An 18,406-nucleotide genomic window follows, 5' to 3' on the forward strand; every position below is an offset into this window, starting at 1 on the left:
AATGTATGTTTGATAGCGTAACTGTTTGTTAAATATAAGATATTGGTGGCTCGTTGCTGAGTTTTATAACAGTAGTGTTTCACTATCTAGGCTGTTTTACAGACGCGTTCACTGAGTGGGCTACTTCAGCTTGATGGACGCTTTTAAGGATCGATAGATGCGTTTTCCCTTAACTACATTAGCTGTATCTGTGGCGCTTATTGCCGGGTGCAGTTCTCAAGGAGTTCAAACTGTGGCTCAACCTTCTCAATTAGAACTCGCGGTTCAGCAAGTTCCGGCTCCTGTGGCCAAGAAAGAACCCTATGCGCTTAATAATCACGGTGAGCGCCGTATAGATAACTACTACTGGATGCGTGACGATGAGCGAAAAGATCCTGAGATCTTGGCGCATCTCGAAAAAGAAAATCAATACACGGATTCGGTGTTAAAGCACACTGAACAGCTACAGGAAAAACTATTCCAAGAGATCAAAGGGCGTATTGCAAAAGATGACAGTTCAGTTCCTGTAAGAGAAGGGAGCTATTTCTATTCGAACGAAGTCTCTGGCGACAATGAGTACCCTATCTACCAGCGCGCCAAAGATTTCTCAGGGACGGATAAGACCGTTATCTTAGACGTCAATGAGCTGGCGAAAGAGCACGAATTTTTCAGTACGGGTGGCTTGTACGTTAGCCCAAATGAGAATTTACTGGCGTACGGTGAAGATACCCTAAGCCGCCGAATTTACACGATTAGAGTCAAAGACCTTGCCACAGGCGAATACCTCAAAGATGAAGTCGAAGGGGCATCGAGCGGTGTGGCTTGGCAAAATGACAATCAAGCTTTTTACTACATCAAGAAAGATCCTCAAACCTTGTTGGGCTACCAGGTCTATCGTCATGTGCTTGGTACTCCACAAAGCAGTGATGAGCTGATTTACCAAGAAGATGACAGCGCGTATTACATGTCTTTAGGCAAGAGTAAAGACGGCGAACAAGTTTACATCTTCCACTCAAGTACAGAGACAAGTGGGGTGTCTGTCATTGACGCCAATGATCCTAAAGCCAAGGCTGAACCTTTCTACCCGAGAGAGGAAGGCATTGAGTACAGCATCGCTAAGCTGAACGACTGGTATTTTATCTACACCAACTATCAGGCTGTGAACTTTCGTTTAATGAAAGTGCATAAGGATCAGATGCATGACCGTTCGAAATGGCAGGAAGTGATAGCCGCGGATGATAAAACTCAACTGGTCGATTTTACGCTGTTTGAAGACCATTTAGTTTATGAGCAGCGTAAAGACGGCTTAACCACGGTTAAGGTGCGTCAGCTTTCGACGGGCAAGGAGTTTCCATTAGCCTTAAACGACACCGCGTTTGCGGCTTACATGACTGGCAACCGAGAGCTCGATAACTCAAAGGTTCGTATTTACTACAGTAGCCTGACGACACCGGGGACGTATTACGATTTCGATCTAAAGTCAGGTGAATCTGAAATCATGAAGCAAACGCCAGTACTTGGTGATTTTGATGCCGATAACTACCAATCTGAACGTATTATGATCACCGCTCGAGATGGGAAGAAAGTGCCAGTTTCGTTGGTTTATCGTAAGGATAAGTTCAAGAAAGATGGCACCAATCCTATCTACCAATACGGTTATGGTTCATATGGTCATACGATCGATCCTACTTTTGGTTCAGCGCGTTTGAGCTTGCTGGATCGCGGATTCGTCTATGCGATAGCGCATATTCGTGGTTCTGAAATTTTGGGAAGACCTTGGTATGAAGACGGTAAAAAACTGACCAAACAAAATACATTCAATGACTTTATCGATGTGACCAAAGGCTTAACGGAAGCTGGTTATGGTGCCAAAGACAAAGTGTTTGCCGTCGGTGGATCGGCGGGTGGTTTATTAATGGGAGCCGTTATAAATCAAGCACCGGATCTGTATCGAGGCATTGGTGCTCATGTCCCGTTTGTGGATGTGGTAACAACCATGCTGGATGAATCTATTCCCCTGACAACCAATGAATACGATGAATGGGGTAACCCGAATGACAAGCCATACTACGATTACATGCTGAGCTACTCGCCGTACGACAACGTCAAAGCGCAGAGCTACCCGAACATGTTAGTGACAACAGGCCTGCATGATTCTCAAGTTCAGTATTTTGAGCCAATGAAGTGGGTGGCGAAATTGCGAGAACTGAAAACGGACGATCATGTGCTGCTGTTTAAAACAGACATGGAGGCGGGGCATGGTGGCGCATCTGGTCGCTTTAAGCGTTTACGAGAAGACGCACTTGAATACGCCTTTTTCTTAGATTTGCTCAACGAAGAGTAAAATTTAACCAAGTTATCGATATGCCCGCCTTGTGCGGGCATTTTTTATCGACGCAACAAAGTTAACAGAAATAGGGTATTGCAAATAACCTTCTCATATATAAATAAAAATCGCTCTAGATAAACACTGAAGTACCCAGCCTGCTTTTTGTTGGAATCATTCACGGTTCTGATGTTTGGTTGATTTTCCCGATTGATTTGCGGAACAAAGATCACCACTCTACGTGCCGCCCAGAGTCGAGGTATCACTCTGGCTTATAGAACATAAAAACTAACAACGTAGAGCTTTATAATGAAAAAAATCATCACCTTGTTGTCTATCTCGGTGCCTTTGACCGCTGTTGCGGACAATGCACGCATAGATGCATTTATGACGGCGTTTCACGCCAATCCGCAAAAAGTCATGGATGCGTTACCAGAGAAAGAAGGAGACGAATATCAAACCATCAGTGCTGAAGAGCTTGAGCGCTTCAGAGATCAAATGCGTGAAACGGTTATGGAGAGAGCAGAGCCAGTCATTGCTCCTCGATTCTCAGCAAACCTGAACAACGATAACCCAGCGCGTCTGGTTGATGTGGGTAATGCACTGATTCGCAATCTGGTTGAATTGGATAGTGCGGCACCAGATTCAAAATATCTGGACGTTCAGCCTTGGTCTGATACTTACTGGCCTTTGTACTCCGGCGCAGCCGCGTGGCGTTATTCTGACCGTGAACTTTACGCGTCAGACTGGCAGGAATACTACGATTTTTCACATACCATCAAACCGTTGGATAGCTACTCGAGCGAGCAGCGCCACTTACTTTCTCCGGCAGAGAAGTATGACTTATTAGTCGGGGATAAAAACTTCACGCTGACTAAGCGTTCTTGGGACTCGGGTAAAGGTTACTATGAATCTCAGGGTAAAGTAGAGCGTTGGATGGGACTTTGCCATGGCTGGGCTGCGGCGGCTTACATGCTTCCTCGTCCTGAAAAGTCGATTATAGTACCTGATGCTAATGGAGAGATGCTTAAGTTCTATCCGTCAGACGTTAAAGCTCTAGGCACACTGCTTTGGGCTGAAGCGCCGTTCAATACACGTTTTATTGGTGGTCGCTGTAATATTCAGAACCCTGAAAAAGACGAAAATGGTCGTGTTATCGAACCTGACTGTGTGGACAACAACCCAGCAAGTTGGCACTTATCTGTACTCAACCAGATCGGTATTACGGGTCGTAGTATGATTATGGATGCGACATATGATTACCAAGTCTGGAACCAGCCGATCCTTGGCTATCAGGTTAAGTACTTTAACCCAGAGACCAATCGTTCATCAGGCAATCCAGCCGATGTGACCATCGCGATGGCGGACTACAAAAAAGATAAGTTCACCCAGTATCGTGCATCACGTGCTGTCTCAGTTGTTGGTGTACAGATGGTTGTTGATTATATGGTAGAGACGAATCCAACTCATCGAAACTACGACAAGCCAAAGCTTGATGGCGTATCGCGAGTAACGTATTACTACGATTTGGAATTGGATGCGCAGGGCAATGTGATCGGAGGCGAGTGGTATCAGAATCGTCACCCTGATTTCCTTTGGACACCAACCCCTGAAGCGGTAGCGAAGTCTTACTACGACGGCAGTGGCGAATGGGATGTGACTCAGTCAGTTCCACAGAGCTGGCAAGATAGAGCACCTAAAGCGTCTCGTTATACTCAACCTATGACTTCTGTTGTTTCAGCTTTGTTTAGTGCGGCTTCAGGCGATGAGAAGCCAGCAGAGCAATGGAAGCAAATTGCTACTCAAGGTAGCCAGTGTCTGGACGTTGAAGGAAGTTCTGCCACTCCGGGAGCTCGAGTATACGGCTGGAGTTGTCACAGCGGTGACAACCAACTTTGGCAACTAACGACTGAAGGTAAGATGATCAGCAAGGTAGCACCTGGTCTATGTCTGGATCAGCAAGGCTCAAGCATCACTATGGAAACTTGTAGCCAGCGCCCAAATCAGACATGGCGAATGGAAAATGGCCAGCTTAAAAATAGCTTAGATAACGCGTTGAGATGGAACTCCAACAGTTGGTTGGTCCAAGCTGACGTCAATGGCAGTCAGTGGTCTTGGAAATAAATCACTAAAACAATAACAATGCTCTCCTTACTAAAGAGCCCGCGTGCGGGCTCTTTTTTCATCCGTTTATTGCAGGCAACTGCCTTCAAATGACCAGTACCAGTAGTAACTGTAAGGGTCGGCTCCCCAGTTAGTTTGGGTGGCGATAAAACGGTTCCCGTAGGACTGCACCTCGGTGCCTTGTGGGTAATAGTAATAAGGTGACCATTCTTCTAAGTTGGCGCACAAGTCCTGTGGTTCTGGTGTCGGTTCTTCGAGATAGGCACTAACGCCAACATAAGCATCTGAGGAGCTACGCGCACCTGTGACCATCACATAAACATCGGCATCACCTACACCGCTGAAACCACAGTATTCGTTGTTATCGCGGTTGGTGGAAGCACAATCATGATCCGACAGTGAAGCAGGGCGATTTATCGCGACATACATATCAACATTGCCAAAACCGTTATAGGTTTGTACCCAGATATCCTCAGCTGGTGCATTCTTCAACACAAAGTGCTGCTCGTCATTACCCGCTGATTCAATCGCACTTGGTGTATTGATTTGTAAGCTTACGATATCGGGGTTAGGTGTCGGCTCAGGATCTGGCTTCCCAGAAGCGCACTGTGTCACCTGAATACCCACCTGAGCGAATGCGTTGTTCACCGCGGAAGTGTCGTATCCCAGTTCGTGAGCCGCTTTACAAATACCTTCAGCGCCTTGTTGAAAATCAGAGTTTGGTCGCCAGTAAAGTTGGTTAGCGGCGGCATAGGCGATGAACGCTTTTTTGATGTCCCAGTTTGAGCTGATCGCGAGATGGTAAAACGCCTTGTTGAACACACCGGAGCTGTGGTGGACGTCGATACCATTGTAATACTGGTTGATATGGTCAATGGAGACGCCGTCTTTGCTTGGCTGAATGAAGTAACGCATGGCATCGGAGTACTTCATGACATGTTCGCCCATTTTCCAGTTGAAGCTGCCATGAACGTATTGGCTGAGTGCCGCCGCAGCTACATCAGAGAAGGACTCATTCATCCCACCCGACATACCTCGGTATTCCAGTCCAGAGTTCTGCTCTGTAAAGCCGTGGCTGACTTCATGCGCAATCACATCCCACGTGGCCAGTGGATACATTGACTGGTTACCATCACCAAAGGTCATCTGACGACCATCCCAGAATGCATTGCCATAGTTAGAGCCATAGTGAACACGCATGGTCAGTTTCTGCTGAATAGGTCGGGTGTTTAACCAATCCATGTACATATCGAAAACGCGTTGACCAAAATAGTGTGCGTCATTCATTGGAGCGTAGGCCCCGTTCACGCTACGGTAGTTATTGACGTTACAGTCAAACTGATGAACTTGCCCACCGTATTGCTGGTTGTTCATATTGAGTGTGACGACATTTGGGCTGTCCATTTGGCAATACTGGTTAACTTCAAAGCCGCCGTATTGCGTTTTAGGTCCAAAGTAGTAGCGACCACTTTTGCGGTTACCACCAGGCCCTTCCGCTTCAATGAAAGCAATCCCTTCCCACCGGTCAAGCACGTCACCGGACTTAGCATCGACTAAAGTAATCGGCCTTGAAGGCCCCATACCATGCATCTGAATAAAGTCGACTTTGTAGACCAAACGAGCGATCTGTTGCTTATCTTGCCAGATCATTAGTTCAGCATTTGGATCGCGAATCGCTTGAGAAGCAAAGCCTTGGCTATTGCCTTTTGCCAGCTCTATCGCTTGCTTTGCGTTGAGCATAGGTAAGGTAGAGCCAATATCGGCATCAATGCCTGTTAGGACCTTTCCGTCAACAGGTGTCACTGTACCTTGGGCGGAAACTTGTGCGACTAAAGACTGGCCGTAAACCGGGACACCATAGTGTAACTGTTGCTTTCGAAGCAGTGTCTGCGGGCCAGCTTTCACACGGCTAGCATCTTGATAAGCCAGCGGCTGATTGGGTGCTGAAAATGCCCGTGTTGTCGGCGGATTAAGGACTTGGGAAAGGTCAACTTGAGAGTAGTCAACAACGTTGGCAGCTTGAGAAGCGAAAGCCATTGGAAACAGCATAAGTAAATTAACGTTACGCATACTTCACCTTTGTAATTATTTTTCAATTGATTGGGGAAAAAATTGCGTGTGTAGAGTAGTGATATGCTGCTGAAATCATAAGTGCAACTGGTTTTATATGATGCTTGGGTGCAAAACATTTAAGCGCTTTTCTAATAAATGAGATGCTGAGTCGAGAAATGATAATCCCTATTTTATGTTTGGCGCTTTTTGGTCGCGCCCGCCCCAGATTTTAAATGTCAAAAAAGACAAAAAGTTAAAAACGATAAATTTATTTATGTCTTAAATTCAAACTCTTAAATGTAAATTAAACATCCATTTTGTTTTGTGTTGATTCGTTATTTGTAGTTGTTGCAGCTTACTTGGACACTAACCTCACTTTATACGGTTAAGAATGAATTGAGGGTGTGATGAAGAAGAGTGTTCTACTGACATTGGTCAGTGCAGTGGTAATGATACAAGGGTGTACACGTAACGTGATTAACCAGACCGAGCTTGCTCAGGTGAAGAAAGTCGCGGTTGTGATGTATTCCGTTCCGGAGACCATTGTACGTGATGTCAGAGATCCAGAGGATATTTCCGAGGACAAACAAGTCATGGCATTTGATGCGTTATCCATGGCGAGCCAATTGTTGGATGGCTCGGCAAAGAAAGTCGTGAATATGATGGACTCAACTTCTCACGTTCAAAAACAGATCGACGGGCAAGAAGCCGCGGACATCTCTTTGGTTGCAATGCTCAGTGAGTTAAGTGATGAAACGGGCTGGCAATACCTCACGCCACAGCAAGTGGCAGATAACACTGAGTATCAGCAGTTGAGCCTAAAATTAGCCAGTTCTCAGCATATGACAATGGAGCGTTCGATTCGCCGACATGCTGCAGTGCCTGCGGGTTACGTTAATCTTGGCCTGCCTCATGGTCACGCTGAAGTGATGAGTTACCAAGATCGAGAAGAGTTTAAGTTGTGGGCGAGTAAAGTCGCTCGTGCTTTGAATGTTGATGCCGTTATTTTAGTGAGCGATACCGGATACGCGACGGACTCAAAAAGCCTTCTGATAGGCGGTGGTTGTTACACCAAATCCGCCATGCACTATGCGATGTATAACGTTAATGGCGAGCAAATTGTTGATACTCGAGTGAGCTTTTCTGAGGCGCCGATGATTGAACAATCTGGCTGTGTCGATGGTAGCTTCTTTAAGTCAGATTACAAAGGCGCTCTGGTAGAACATGGCCAAGAGCAAGGCCGGAAAATTGCGGAAAAACTGCGTTCATAAATTGTCAGAATAAATTTAGATTAATTTACTGTCCTGTAGACCGGCCTAAGTGTATTACTTAGGCCGTTTTTTTTATTGTCAGAACGGGCCTACAAACTCATACAAACTGTGACTGTATTTCACGCTTCAGTACGCTGTATGATTTTCGGAACTTAATAATCTCAGGGTAGTCAGATGGCTACATATAAAAATCATTGGAAGTAAAGCATGGCTAAACGTTGGCTCTTGTCTGCTGCGAGCATCGCGCTGCTCGGCGGTGGCACGTATTTTTATCTGCAATCCTCTGCTCAGCCAGAGGCGTTTCCTACTTTGGCAGTGGAGAAAGGCACCATTGAGAAGGAAGCCGTAGCGGTGGGTAAAATTGTCCCAGCGCATTCAGTCTCCATTAAGTCTCAGATCGACGGTATTGTTGGGGAGATTTATGCGCAGGTCGGAGAAAACATAAAGCAAGGACAGCCGCTGATAAAAGTTCGTCCCAACCCTACACCACAAGCGTTAACCGATGCCTCAACAGAGCTGATGAGCAGTGAAGCAACGTTGGAGTCGGCTAAGCAAAAGCTAGCGAACTTAGAGAGCTTAGTTAAGCAAGACATTATTCCAAGCAACTACGATGATTACGTTAGCGCGCGATCGGAAGTGAAATCAGCACAAGCTGCAGTGCTGCAAAAACGTCAAAACCTTGAGTTGATTCAAAGCGGTGAGGCATCCATCGGTGATGCTCGTCTGACTTCGACCATTTATGCGCCGATTGATGGCACAGTGTTGAACCGAAAAGTGGAAGTAGGCGAACCGATCATTTCAACTGAGTCGAGTCAGGCTGCGACAGAAATGATGTCTCTCGCAGACATGAACAGCCTTATTTTCAAAGGCAGCGTGAGTGAGCACGACGCTGCGCAATTAACACCGGGAATGCCAGTTCTACTGACGGTAGCACCATACCCTGATGTACAAATCGAAGGGGTCTTAACTAAGGTAGCGATTCAATCGGAGAACCTCAATTCACCAGAGGATACATCGACAGTAAAGAGCTTCGATAATGGCTTTGAAGTGGAAGTTGGGGAACTGAAAATTCCACAAGACGTTACATTACGTTCGGGATTCTCTTCTACAGCAAAGATCACGCTCAAAAAATCTGAAAATGTACTGACTTTGCCAGAGCGTGCACTGCAATTTGAAGGGGACACGCCAAATGTGCTGATCCCGGATAGTTCAGAGCAAGGTTTCCACAAGCAGAAGGTCAAGCTTGGTCTGTCAGACGGAATCAACGTTGAAGTATTGGAAGGCGTTGAGCTCGGTGAAGATATTATCGATAACAGTATGATGGGAGCCGCCCATGGCTAAACATCATCTCTCATACTTTGGATGTGCATTGCTGGCTGCAATCTTGAGTTTCCCCAGCTATGCCATTTCGATTGAACAAGCTTGGAAGCAAGCGAAACAGAGTGATCCCGATTACGAAAAAGCCAAGATTGGCGTCCAGATCAGTGAAACAGGTGTAGCTTCCAGCCGCAGCTCGTTGTTGCCATCTTTAAGTGCGACTGCATCATCAAACTGGAATGAAGACAGTGATAACACCAATACCTATGGTGCGACGTTATCCCAAACAATATGGGACAGCAGTCTTTGGTCTGACTTAGATGAAGCACAAGCAAACTATCTGCGAACGGAGCTGGAGCTATCTCAGGCTCATAATGAATTAGCCCAGAAGCTATTGGCGACCTATCTTGATGTCGCTAGTGCGCAAGGTGACCTTCTACTGGCAAAAAATAAGCTGGAAGAAGGTAATAAGCTGCTGAAGATTATCGAAAAACGTTACCAGGCGGGTAAAGTCAAATCGATTGACGTTGAAGAAATTCGAGCCACTCTGGTGACCGATAAAGCGGGAATCCTCAGCGCGCAGGCTAAGCTAGAAGAAAAAAGAGCTGAGCTTGGGGCGCTCATCAACCAGATGCCTGAGCATGTTGACCAAATTCGAACCGATAACCTGATTCAGCCTCCGATGTTGGTTGAGTCCCAAGAACAATGGCTTAAGTTGGCGAAAGACAGTAGCCCAGAGCTGTTAGTTGCCGCACAAAAGGTCAAAGCCAGCGAGTTCGCACGCCAATCAGCCAAAGGCGGCTATTACCCAACGGTAAAGGGTAATCTTGGCTACAGCGACGATGACAAATATTCTAACGGAGAGTTTAATGCCGGGCTAACCTTGAGCGTGCCGATTGACCTCAACGGTGCGACGCGCGCTAAGGTGGACGAAGCGTCTCTGAATATATTGAGTGCTAAGCAGGACTTGCGCAGGGTTGAAATTGATATTCAGAAACGCATTGTCCAGCAGTTTACTCAGGTCGACATCAATTGGAATCAGGTTCTGATGGCCAATGAGGTGGTTGAGTCCCGTGCTAAGGTGTTGAGCAGTAAGGAAAAGCTCTACGATGCTGGACTTCTCGAAGCATCGGAAGTAATTGATGCTCATAACAATCTGTTTGATGCGAAGAACAGTTTGCAAAACAACCTCTACAACTACTGGCGTCAACGCGTTGGTTTGCTGCAAACGGCTGGTAAGCTCGACGACAATACGATGGCCCTCATTTCTCAGGCCTTTCATTCATGATTAGCTTGCTTCAGCAAACCTGGCAGACTCTGATCGCGCATCGGATGAAAAGCATTCTGGCCATTATTGCGATCGCTTGGGGTGTTATCTCTGTGGTGGTGCTGATTGCACTTGGGGAAGGATTCTACCGTCATCAAAGCCAGTCTTTTTCATTTATGGTGAACAACGTGCAGGTGGTTTTCCCGTCTCAAACCAGTAAGCCTTGGCAAGGATTACCATCGCGTCGTGAAATCGATATTCCACAAGATAAAGTCGAGATGATTAAGCAGTCGGGCTTTGTTAAGGAAGTTGCGTCCGTGTATGCCAAGTGGGATGCCAGTGTCACGAATATCAAAGGACAAAATTTAGCTCGCGCCGTGAGTGGGATTGACCCTGCTTACTTTGCTCTTGCAGAGCGGAAACTTCAGACGGGTTCCCGCAATATTTCACCGAGTGACATTGCGAGCCACACTCGCGTTGCAGTGCTGGGCGATCAGATTGCCAAAATGGGTGGTATCGGGATTGGTGAGGAGGTCAAAGTTAATGGCATTCCTTTCTTGGTTATTGGTGTACTCAGCGACGAAGACACCGGTATTTCTTTTGGTGATAGCCGCAGAGTTTTCATCCCGCAAACCACCTATCGCGATCTATGGAACGATAAACCTTGGATGCTGTTGATGAAACCGATAGATGGTATGGACTCTGCCTCGTTCCGAGAGAGTATTGTGCGCTTTTACGCTAAGCAGCTCCACTTTGACCCAAGTGATAAGGATGCGGTGCGTTTGCCTGACTTTAGTGAGGGAGCAGCTGTGATAAGCGGTATTCTTCGCGGGATTCAAATATTTCTTGGAGCCAGCGGTGCAATGACAATGGCGGTGGGGGCACTTGGTGTAGCGAACATTATGTTCCTTTCGGTCACTGAACGAACCCGAGAAATCGGTGTGCGATTGGCGATAGGGGCAACACAGGTGTCAATACTGAGCCAGTTTATCATTGAGGGGTTGATACTGGTCGCCGTTGGAACTGCCATGGGGTTAATGATCTCGTTTGCGCTGGTGGCGCTATTGGGCACTGTTGCATTACCAGAGTGGATTGGTTCGCCAGTGATTACCCCTGACTCGATTGCGTTGTCATTACTGGTCACCGTGGTATTAGCGTTAATGGCGTCTTACTTCCCTGCAAGACGAGCTTCGAGACTGACGCCGGTGTTAGCGCTGAGTGCGAGGGCTTAAACAATGTTGCTACCAATGAGACAGATTTTTCAGGAAATGGCAGCAGAAAAGCTGAGGTTAGGGCTGACAATATTGGCAGTTGCTTGGGCGACCTTATGTATTGCGGCCATGTTAGCTGTGGGAGAGGGCATTCGCCAGGGAGTGCTGAAAACCGCGCAAAATGGTAATGGCAATTTGATCTACCTGACAGGTGGGATGGCAACCGTAGATTATGGCGTGTTCCATCAGGGCAAGCCGCTGACGCTAAAAGTCGATGATGCCGATGTCGTCAGAGCGCTGCCGGAAGTCAAAGCTGTAGCGCCGACGGCACTATGGGATGAGCGCATCACGGTTGGCGATCGCGGTACATGGCGAGAGCCACTTGCAGTCACCACTGACTTTCGAGCTATGACCAACCTTGCTCCGCTTTCGGGTGGTCGCTGGCTCAACCCGCTTGATCAGAAAGAACAACGTAAAGTTGTTGTACTTGGCTATCTGTTAGCTGCAGATTTGTTTAACCCAGAAGATGACTTTAACTGGTTTGCGACTGTAACACTGAAAGTCAATCCGGTTGGGGAAAAGGTCAAAATCGGCAGTGAAGAGTTCACAGTGGTTGGAGTACTGGAAAAAAACAGTGCCGATATTGAGCAGGGTGATCCCATTAATTACTCCAGCTTTGTCCCGCTCTCCACGTGGCAGCGCTTTCATACTAGTGGTGATATAGCTGGTATTAATGTTCAACCAAAAAGTGGTGTTGATAGAGTCAAATTAGCGAAAACCATTCGTCAGGTGATAGCGCGCAAGCATGGTGCCAGTGTTACTGATCAGCAGATTGTTCAAGTAGAAGATATGTTCTTGAAGCAAAAAAGCATGCAGCAGTTTCTAGTTGGCTTACAGAGCTTTCTTGGCATCATTGGTTTTGTCACACTCGCGGTTGCGGGAGTCGGTATTGCCAATGTCATGTACGCTACCGTGAAACGTTCAACCCGAGATATTGGTGTGCGAATGGCTGTGGGCGCGACGCCGACGGCGATTCGGCTCCACTATCTGGTTCAGTCGCTCATGACGATGGTGATGGGTGGGGCTCTCGGGCTTGCAGTCACTTACGCATTGGTATCTGCAATTAGTTCTGTCAGTCTCGAAGGCAATGTTTTTTATGAACGCTTGGGCAAACCTGTCCCAGAGCTTTCTTGGGTTGTAGTGGCAATTGTGATTGCGACTCTGGTTGTCATAGGCGTGGCGTCAGCGTGGTTGCCAGCGAATCGCGCCGCTAAGGTGACACCTATGGAGGCGTTACAAAGTGAATGATGTGGTCAAAAAATCAGGAGTCACTATGTCAGATAATGCATTGGTTCAATTAACGAATCTTTGTAAGTATTACTCAAGCGGTGAAGTGGAAGTTCGGGCACTAGATGGTGTAGAACTGACGATTGAGCAGGGCGAGTTTCTCTCTATTCTCGGCCCTTCAGGTTCGGGTAAATCTACTCTGATGAATATGCTCGGCTGCTTGGATAAACCAACCGATGGCGATTACTTGCTTGATGGGCAGAACGTGGCAACACTGAGTGCTAATGAATTAGCGGGAATACGAAACCAGAAAATCGGCTTTGTTTTTCAGAGCTTCAACCTGCTTGAATACGCAACGGCGCTTGATAATGTCGCGTTGCCTTTAGTGTACTCAGGTATCAAAGCTAAAGAGCGTCGCCAGCGCGCGGCTAAACTGCTTGAACAGGTTGGGCTGGGTGATCGTCTCGATCATAAACCAAATCAGTTATCCGGTGGCCAAAAACAGCGTGTTGCGATTGCTCGAGCACTGGTTAACGATCCGCAGATTATTTTGGCAGATGAGCCGACCGGTGCTCTGGATTCCAAGTCTGGTGCTGAAATCGAAGCTTTGTTTAATCAGTTACATGCGGAAGGACGAACCTTGATTATCGTTACGCATGACAATGCGCTGGCTGAACGTACCAAACGCATTATTACGATTAAGGATGGCAAGGTCATATCAGACAGGCTACCCGTCTCAGAGGTCGCATAAAAAAGCGAGCCATACGGCTCGCTTTTTTAGTTCTCATGTGGTGGAGACAGGGTGTGATTAATGGCATGAGCCTGATGGGCACTGTGCCACTCCTCGAGCTTTTTACGGGTTTCTTTTGACGATGGCTGATTGAGGCAGTGTTCAGTGACGCACTGGTACTGCTGAATCAGCTTGTCACTAGCCTCCACCGATTGTTCAGAAATGTCAGTTGTCGCTTGCTTCAAACGTTTGGTCTTCGCTTTGTCGAATACTGATGTCATGGCGCTCTCCTTAGCTGATTTTATACACGTTGACGCGATTTAAAGCGCAGTCAGGTAAGTAAAGGGTTTGATTGTGCGCATGGAGAAGGTAGGGCATCCATAGTTCACCTTTACTTGGATCCGCGCCAAATCCACTAAAGCTGTCGATAAACTGGCCTTGTTGATCGAAGATTTTAATCGCGCGGTTGACCAAATCCGATACAAACAATTTACCCTCATCAAAATCGATACTGGTCGGCAACAAGAAGTTGTCGTTGTCTGTGCCGTAACCTTGTTGGCCAAAGCTGCCTACGTATTTGTCATGACGGTCATAAATGACTACTCGGTTGTTGTTCTGATCCGTAATGTATTTTTGCCCGTCTGGCGTGATAGTAATGTCGGTTGGAGTAAAGAAATCTTGGTCACCATGGCCTTTTTGACCAAAGGTACTCACTAGGCCTGCAATCCCCTGAGCGTTTAATCGCCAGCGGCAGATGCGATTATTGCCGGAGTCAGCGACGTATATATCTCGGCTGATCGGATCCACCGCGATTCCCTGAGGTTTAAACAGTTGCCAGTCGGCGTGACCTAAACCACCAAAGTAACTGAAAGGCACTAATTCGCCGATGAATTCATCGTATTGGTAAATGGTAATAATGCCGCTGATGTAGTTACTCACAACCAGTAACGGGAGATCAGGGTTAAGCTGACCAATTAACGGCGTGGTAGGCGTAAGTGAGCAGATGCCCAAAGAGCCAGGAAGAAGCGGTAAGCTACCCGGTCTTGCTGCATCTGGTTGGCTGCGCTCAGTAGCCTGAAGCTGATAGTTACCGGCATCCACTAACCAAAGCAACTGGTTTGGATCATCGAATTTGTCGCCAAGGAAGATACGTACCCAGGTTTGCTGCCATCTTTGCGTCCATTCTAGCTGCGTGCTCAATGTCATCGACACCCAAGATGGTGCATCGAGCTGATGTATTGAATTGAGCCATTTATCTTGCTGCTGGAAGTGTTGGTCCCACCATTCGCTGACCATAGGGTACTGGCTGGTGTATCCACCTTGAGCGGTTGGTGAGGTATCGCCGGCAACCGAAGTCACGAAGTGAAGCTGGCCTTTTCGATCCCGCTCATCACCTAACTGGTCGATTACTAAAGTCGCTGTTGGTAGTTCTGGTGATAAGTCGGACCAATCAACTTTATGAATTTGTAGTGAAGCGAGAATGGGCTCAGTGATCAGTAACACGTCCTGATGCATCTTAGTGACCTGAATCGGCGAGAAGAATCCACTTAAACTGCCTGAGTAATGCCCGTCAATATCGTAGACCGATACAGAGTACTGCTTCGCGCCGGGAATGAGTATGCGGTCATCAATGACTGATACATCGCGAGCAAGGTCGATGTCATCTAGGTATGTTTTTCCGTTGGCAAATGGGACTGGGTTGCCATCCCAATCACAGCGAACCACAGTGGCGAACCCAGTATTCGCAATATACAAGTGGCCATTGTTATCGCAGCTCAGACCCTGTGGCCACAGAAAATGCACCGCTTCTTGTGCATGAACGACATTAATATCCCTTAGCCAGTTTCCATTTTCGTCGAACACGACCAAACGGCTTTCGTTGTCGGGTCCTTCGTAAAATTCATCAGCGACACATAGTTTCCCTTCATAAAACGCTAATCCATTTGGCCCCTCGAGGTGAACGGGTTCACCTGCACCGAAGCGGTGAATGGATCGAATGTTTAGTGTTTGGTTGTATTCAAGGATATGGATGCGTTTGTTGGCAATGTCACTGACATAAATCCATGGCTTTTCTGGGTGAGGAAGAAGGCGAAAAGGCATATTAAATTGTTGGCTGCCACTTCCTACCGAACCAAAACTGGCGAGTAACTTTTTCATTTTCCTATCGAACACCAACAAACGATTGTGTGCAGTGTCTGCCAGCCAGATGCGGCCGAAGCGATCGATGCAGTTGCCTACTGGTGTATTCAGAGAAACATTTCCTGCCGCTCGGCAGGGGAGATTGGGCAAGTGAGTGACCTGCTTGCCAATATAGGTGTGATACGCGATTCCCATAGTTCTAGCCTTTGACATTAATTATATGTAATCAAATACATAACTCTAGCAGTCAAAAATGACAGTTCCACGTTGCCACTTGTATAAACGAACGCTCGATTATCTGGAATGACGTTTTTGCAGGTAAGGTAAAATTATATTTTACGTGTTGCATATTCATTGCGGAATAAGTTGCTTTGTGACGCATGATTATGAACCTTCACACTGGGTATCTATAATTTAAGGCGTGACCACCAAAGACTTGTTAACAACAGGAGGGTGGTATGAAACGGATATCGATTTTTATCATCAGCTGGTTACTCGCGATCTCATCGGCTGTGGCCAATGAGGTGTGGATTATTCCGCTCAAGGGAGCGATTGGCCCTGCGACCAGTGATTATGTGTCTCGCGAGATAGAACAAGCGCATCAGACGGGAACGGTTAAGCTGATCCTACTCAAAATGGACACCCCCGGTGGGCTGGACAGTGCGATGAGAGACATGATTCGCTCAATCACTACATCACACATTCCAGTCGCCACATGGGTTGGCCCTTCAGGCGCAAGAGCCGCCAGTGCTGGTACTTACATCTTATTTGCCAGTCATATCGCAGCGATGGCTGAAGCGACCAACCTTGGGGCCGCCACGCCTGTCAGTCTGGGAGGCGGTGCACCGCCATCTACCACACCTGCTAATGAAGATGACTCAACTCAGGGAAGTGATGAGTCTGCACCTCAAAACTCAGAAAAAGTGCCTGCTAAAACGGCGATGGAAAAGAAAGTCATCAACGATGCGAAAGCTTACATCAAAGGTTTAGCTAGGCTACATGGTCGTAATGCCGAGTGGGCAGAAAAAGCCGTCAGTGAGGCTGCCAGTTTGGATGCGATGGAAGCGTTTGAATTAAACGTGATCGACTTTATTGCCTCTTCACCAGAACAGCTGATAGAAAAAGCCAATGGTCGCGAGGTGATGATTAACAGCGTTGCTACAGAGCTGGTGCTAAAAAACGTGGCTTGGGTCGAGCGAAAACCCGATTGGCGAGCGGAGATGCTTGCGGTGATTACCAACCCTAATGTTGCCTATATTCTGATGCTGATTGGAATCTATGGCTTACTGCTTGAGTTTTATAATCCAGGAATTGGCCTGCCCGGTGTGTTGGGTGGCATCTGTTTATTGCTGGCGATGTACGCCTTGCAAATGTTGCCCGTGAATTATGTCGGTTTAGCGTTGTTACTGCTCGGTATCGCGTTGATGGTTGTGGAAGCATTTAACCCCAGCTTTGGAATTTTTGGCTTGGGTGGCATCACAGCATTTGTACTCGGGTCGATCTTTCTTCTTGATAGCGGTTTGCCCGCTTTCCAAATTGCGGTGCCTTTGATTCTCGGTATTGCGCTGTTTTCCGCGGCATTCATCATTCTTACTGTTGGTCTGCTACTTAAAGTGCGTCGTAAGCAGGTCACAACAGGGGTGGAAAATTACACAGGAAAAACGGCGGTGGTGTGTGAAGACTTTGCTGAAGGTGTTGGCAGGGTAAGAATGGATGGTGCGTTATGGCATGCAAAAGCGACAGATGAAGAAATACTAAGGCAGGGTGACAAAGTCGAAGTCATCCAAATTCAAGGGTTAAAGCTGACAGTGAGAGCGCAACAAGGCGCGAAAAACTAGGAGGCGTTTATGTGGATGTATACAGGTGGAGTGATCGCGCTACTGTTGATTGCAGTAGCGACTCAAATGTTCAAAGTACTGCGTGAATATGAGCGCGGTGTGGTGTTTTTCCTTGGCCGATTTCAAGAAGTAAAAGGGCCGGGGCTAATAATCTTGATTCCGTTTATACAACAAATGGTACGTGTTGATCTTCGTACAGTGGTGTTAGATGTGCCGACTCAGGATCTGATCACACGGGATAATGTCTCTGTGCGCGTTAACGCCGTGGTCTATTTCCGGGTGATAGATCCGCAAATGGCGATCAATAATATTGAAAGTTATAGTGATGCAACTAGCCAGCTCTCCCAAACAACGTTGCGTTCTGTGCTGGGTCAACATGAGCTGGATGAACTGCTGTCGGAACGAGAACAACTGAACAAAGATCTACAGGCGATACTTGATCAGCAAACGGATGATTGGGGAATTAAAATCGCCACTGTTGAGGTGAAACATGTAGACCTCAATGACAGTATGGTACGAGCTCTGGCTCGGCAAGCGGAAGCCGAACGTAATCGGCGAGCGAAGATTATACATGCGACTGGTGAGCTAGAGGCCTCGAATAAACTCAGAGAAGCGGCAGAGATACTCAATCAAGCGCCCAATGCGTTGCAGCTTCGATATATGCAGACGCTAACGGAAATCTCGACCGATAAAACCTCAACTATTATTTTCCCAATGCCGATTAATTTGGTTGAAACCATGGCTGAGTTTGCTAAATCACAGCAGAAAAGTAATGAGTAGAGATGGGATGTCTTTGCTTTTTAAACAAAGTGAACCTTAATTTGGTCGCGTTTCAGTGTCACTTCTAGTTTTCCGTTTGAGATAA

At 47.1% G+C, this 18,406-nt stretch carries 13 protein-coding genes; 10 read left to right on the forward strand and 3 right to left on the reverse strand.

Annotated elements, in window-relative coordinates; translation table 11 throughout:
- Positions 1 to 157: 157 nt before the first annotated feature.
- Positions 158 to 2,323, forward strand: coding sequence for a S9 family peptidase (locus FIU99_RS05415; RefSeq protein WP_152472089.1), 2,166 nt, complete (start codon positions 158 to 160; stop codon positions 2,321 to 2,323).
- Positions 2,324 to 2,614: 291 nt separating this feature from the next.
- On the forward strand, positions 2,615 to 4,429 hold the full coding sequence (locus FIU99_RS05420) for a ricin-type beta-trefoil lectin domain protein (protein ID WP_099609785.1): 1,815 nt from the start codon (positions 2,615 to 2,617) through the stop codon (positions 4,427 to 4,429).
- Positions 4,430 to 4,495: 66 nt separating this feature from the next.
- On the opposite strand, the gene FIU99_RS05425 is transcribed toward FIU99_RS05420, so the two are convergent.
- Positions 4,496 to 6,499 (reverse strand): M4 family metallopeptidase, encoded by a 2,004-nt coding sequence (locus FIU99_RS05425; RefSeq protein WP_152472090.1) that lies wholly within the window; start codon positions 6,497 to 6,499, stop codon positions 4,496 to 4,498.
- 389 nt (positions 6,500 to 6,888) lie between these two features.
- On the opposite strand from FIU99_RS05425, the gene FIU99_RS05430 reads away from it, so the two are divergent.
- The 6 genes from FIU99_RS05430 (at position 6,889) to FIU99_RS05455 (ending at position 13,585) form a co-directional block, all read left to right on the forward strand.
- Positions 6,889 to 7,752, forward strand: a complete 864-nt coding sequence (locus FIU99_RS05430) for a hypothetical protein (RefSeq protein WP_039951653.1) — start codon at positions 6,889 to 6,891, stop codon at positions 7,750 to 7,752.
- Positions 7,753 to 7,959: 207 nt separating this feature from the next.
- On the forward strand, positions 7,960 to 9,093 hold the full coding sequence (locus FIU99_RS05435) for an efflux RND transporter periplasmic adaptor subunit (protein ID WP_006959152.1): 1,134 nt from the start codon (positions 7,960 to 7,962) through the stop codon (positions 9,091 to 9,093).
- Positions 9,086 to 10,357 carry a TolC family protein gene (locus tag FIU99_RS05440; RefSeq protein WP_039951651.1) on the forward strand — a complete coding sequence of 424 codons (1,272 nt, stop codon included), beginning with the start codon at positions 9,086 to 9,088 and terminating at the stop codon, positions 10,355 to 10,357. The genes FIU99_RS05435 and FIU99_RS05440 overlap by 8 nt, the downstream gene beginning before the upstream one ends.
- Positions 10,354 to 11,568 (forward strand): ABC transporter permease, encoded by a 1,215-nt coding sequence (locus FIU99_RS05445; RefSeq protein WP_006959147.1) that lies wholly within the window; start codon positions 10,354 to 10,356, stop codon positions 11,566 to 11,568. The genes FIU99_RS05440 and FIU99_RS05445 overlap by 4 nt, the downstream gene beginning before the upstream one ends.
- A 3-nt stretch (positions 11,569 to 11,571) precedes the next feature.
- A complete protein-coding gene (locus FIU99_RS05450) occupies positions 11,572 to 12,855 on the forward strand; it encodes an ABC transporter permease (RefSeq protein WP_006959145.1) in 1,284 nt (427 codons plus the stop codon).
- A 25-nt stretch (positions 12,856 to 12,880) separates the two neighbouring features.
- On the forward strand, positions 12,881 to 13,585 hold the full coding sequence (locus FIU99_RS05455) for an ABC transporter ATP-binding protein (protein WP_006959144.1): 705 nt from the start codon (positions 12,881 to 12,883) through the stop codon (positions 13,583 to 13,585).
- A 26-nt stretch (positions 13,586 to 13,611) separates the two neighbouring features.
- On the opposite strand, the gene FIU99_RS05460 is transcribed toward FIU99_RS05455, so the two are convergent.
- A complete protein-coding gene (locus tag FIU99_RS05460) occupies positions 13,612 to 13,845 on the reverse strand; it encodes a hypothetical protein (RefSeq protein WP_006959142.1) in 234 nt (77 codons plus the stop codon).
- Between the two features lie 10 nt (positions 13,846 to 13,855).
- Positions 13,856 to 15,898: an NHL repeat-containing protein gene (locus FIU99_RS05465; RefSeq protein WP_039951650.1), complete on the reverse strand. Its 2,043-nt coding sequence runs from the start codon at positions 15,896 to 15,898 to the stop codon at positions 13,856 to 13,858.
- 263 nt (positions 15,899 to 16,161) lie between these two features.
- On the opposite strand from FIU99_RS05465, the gene FIU99_RS05470 reads away from it, so the two are divergent.
- Together FIU99_RS05470 and FIU99_RS05475 are read left to right on the forward strand one after the other, a co-directional pair.
- Positions 16,162 to 17,541 carry a nodulation protein NfeD gene (locus FIU99_RS05470; protein ID WP_006959138.1) on the forward strand — a complete coding sequence of 460 codons (1,380 nt, stop codon included), beginning with the start codon at positions 16,162 to 16,164 and terminating at the stop codon, positions 17,539 to 17,541.
- Between the two features lie 9 nt (positions 17,542 to 17,550).
- Entirely contained in the window at positions 17,551 to 18,321 is a 771-nt protein-coding gene (locus tag FIU99_RS05475; protein ID WP_006959137.1) for a slipin family protein, read from the forward strand.
- Positions 18,322 to 18,406: the final 85 nt, after the last annotated feature.

Origin of the sequence: Vibrio sp. THAF64, assembly GCF_009363455.1 — a bacterium.
Taxonomy (GTDB): domain Bacteria; phylum Pseudomonadota; class Gammaproteobacteria; order Enterobacterales; family Vibrionaceae; genus Vibrio; species Vibrio coralliilyticus.

What these genes read in the sequence shown, in the direction of transcription:
- FIU99_RS05415 (WP_152472089.1), top strand. Translation starts at nt 158, where the DNA reads ATGCGTTTTCCCTTAACTACATTAGCTGTATCTGTGGCGCTTATTGCC.
- FIU99_RS05420 (WP_099609785.1), top strand. Translation starts at nt 2,615, where the DNA reads ATGAAAAAAATCATCACCTTGTTGTCTATCTCGGTGCCTTTGACCGCT.
- FIU99_RS05425 (WP_152472090.1), bottom strand. Translation starts at nt 6,499, where the DNA reads ATGCGTAACGTTAATTTACTTATGCTGTTTCCAATGGCTTTCGCTTCT.
- FIU99_RS05430 (WP_039951653.1), top strand. Translation starts at nt 6,889, where the DNA reads ATGAAGAAGAGTGTTCTACTGACATTGGTCAGTGCAGTGGTAATGATA.
- FIU99_RS05435 (WP_006959152.1), top strand. Translation starts at nt 7,960, where the DNA reads ATGGCTAAACGTTGGCTCTTGTCTGCTGCGAGCATCGCGCTGCTCGGC.
- FIU99_RS05440 (WP_039951651.1), top strand. Translation starts at nt 9,086, where the DNA reads ATGGCTAAACATCATCTCTCATACTTTGGATGTGCATTGCTGGCTGCA.
- FIU99_RS05445 (WP_006959147.1), top strand. Translation starts at nt 10,354, where the DNA reads ATGATTAGCTTGCTTCAGCAAACCTGGCAGACTCTGATCGCGCATCGG.
- FIU99_RS05450 (WP_006959145.1), top strand. Translation starts at nt 11,572, where the DNA reads ATGTTGCTACCAATGAGACAGATTTTTCAGGAAATGGCAGCAGAAAAG.
- FIU99_RS05455 (WP_006959144.1), top strand. Translation starts at nt 12,881, where the DNA reads ATGTCAGATAATGCATTGGTTCAATTAACGAATCTTTGTAAGTATTAC.
- FIU99_RS05460 (WP_006959142.1), bottom strand. Translation starts at nt 13,845, where the DNA reads ATGACATCAGTATTCGACAAAGCGAAGACCAAACGTTTGAAGCAAGCG.
- FIU99_RS05465 (WP_039951650.1), bottom strand. Translation starts at nt 15,898, where the DNA reads ATGGGAATCGCGTATCACACCTATATTGGCAAGCAGGTCACTCACTTG.
- FIU99_RS05470 (WP_006959138.1), top strand. Translation starts at nt 16,162, where the DNA reads ATGAAACGGATATCGATTTTTATCATCAGCTGGTTACTCGCGATCTCA.
- FIU99_RS05475 (WP_006959137.1), top strand. Translation starts at nt 17,551, where the DNA reads ATGTGGATGTATACAGGTGGAGTGATCGCGCTACTGTTGATTGCAGTA.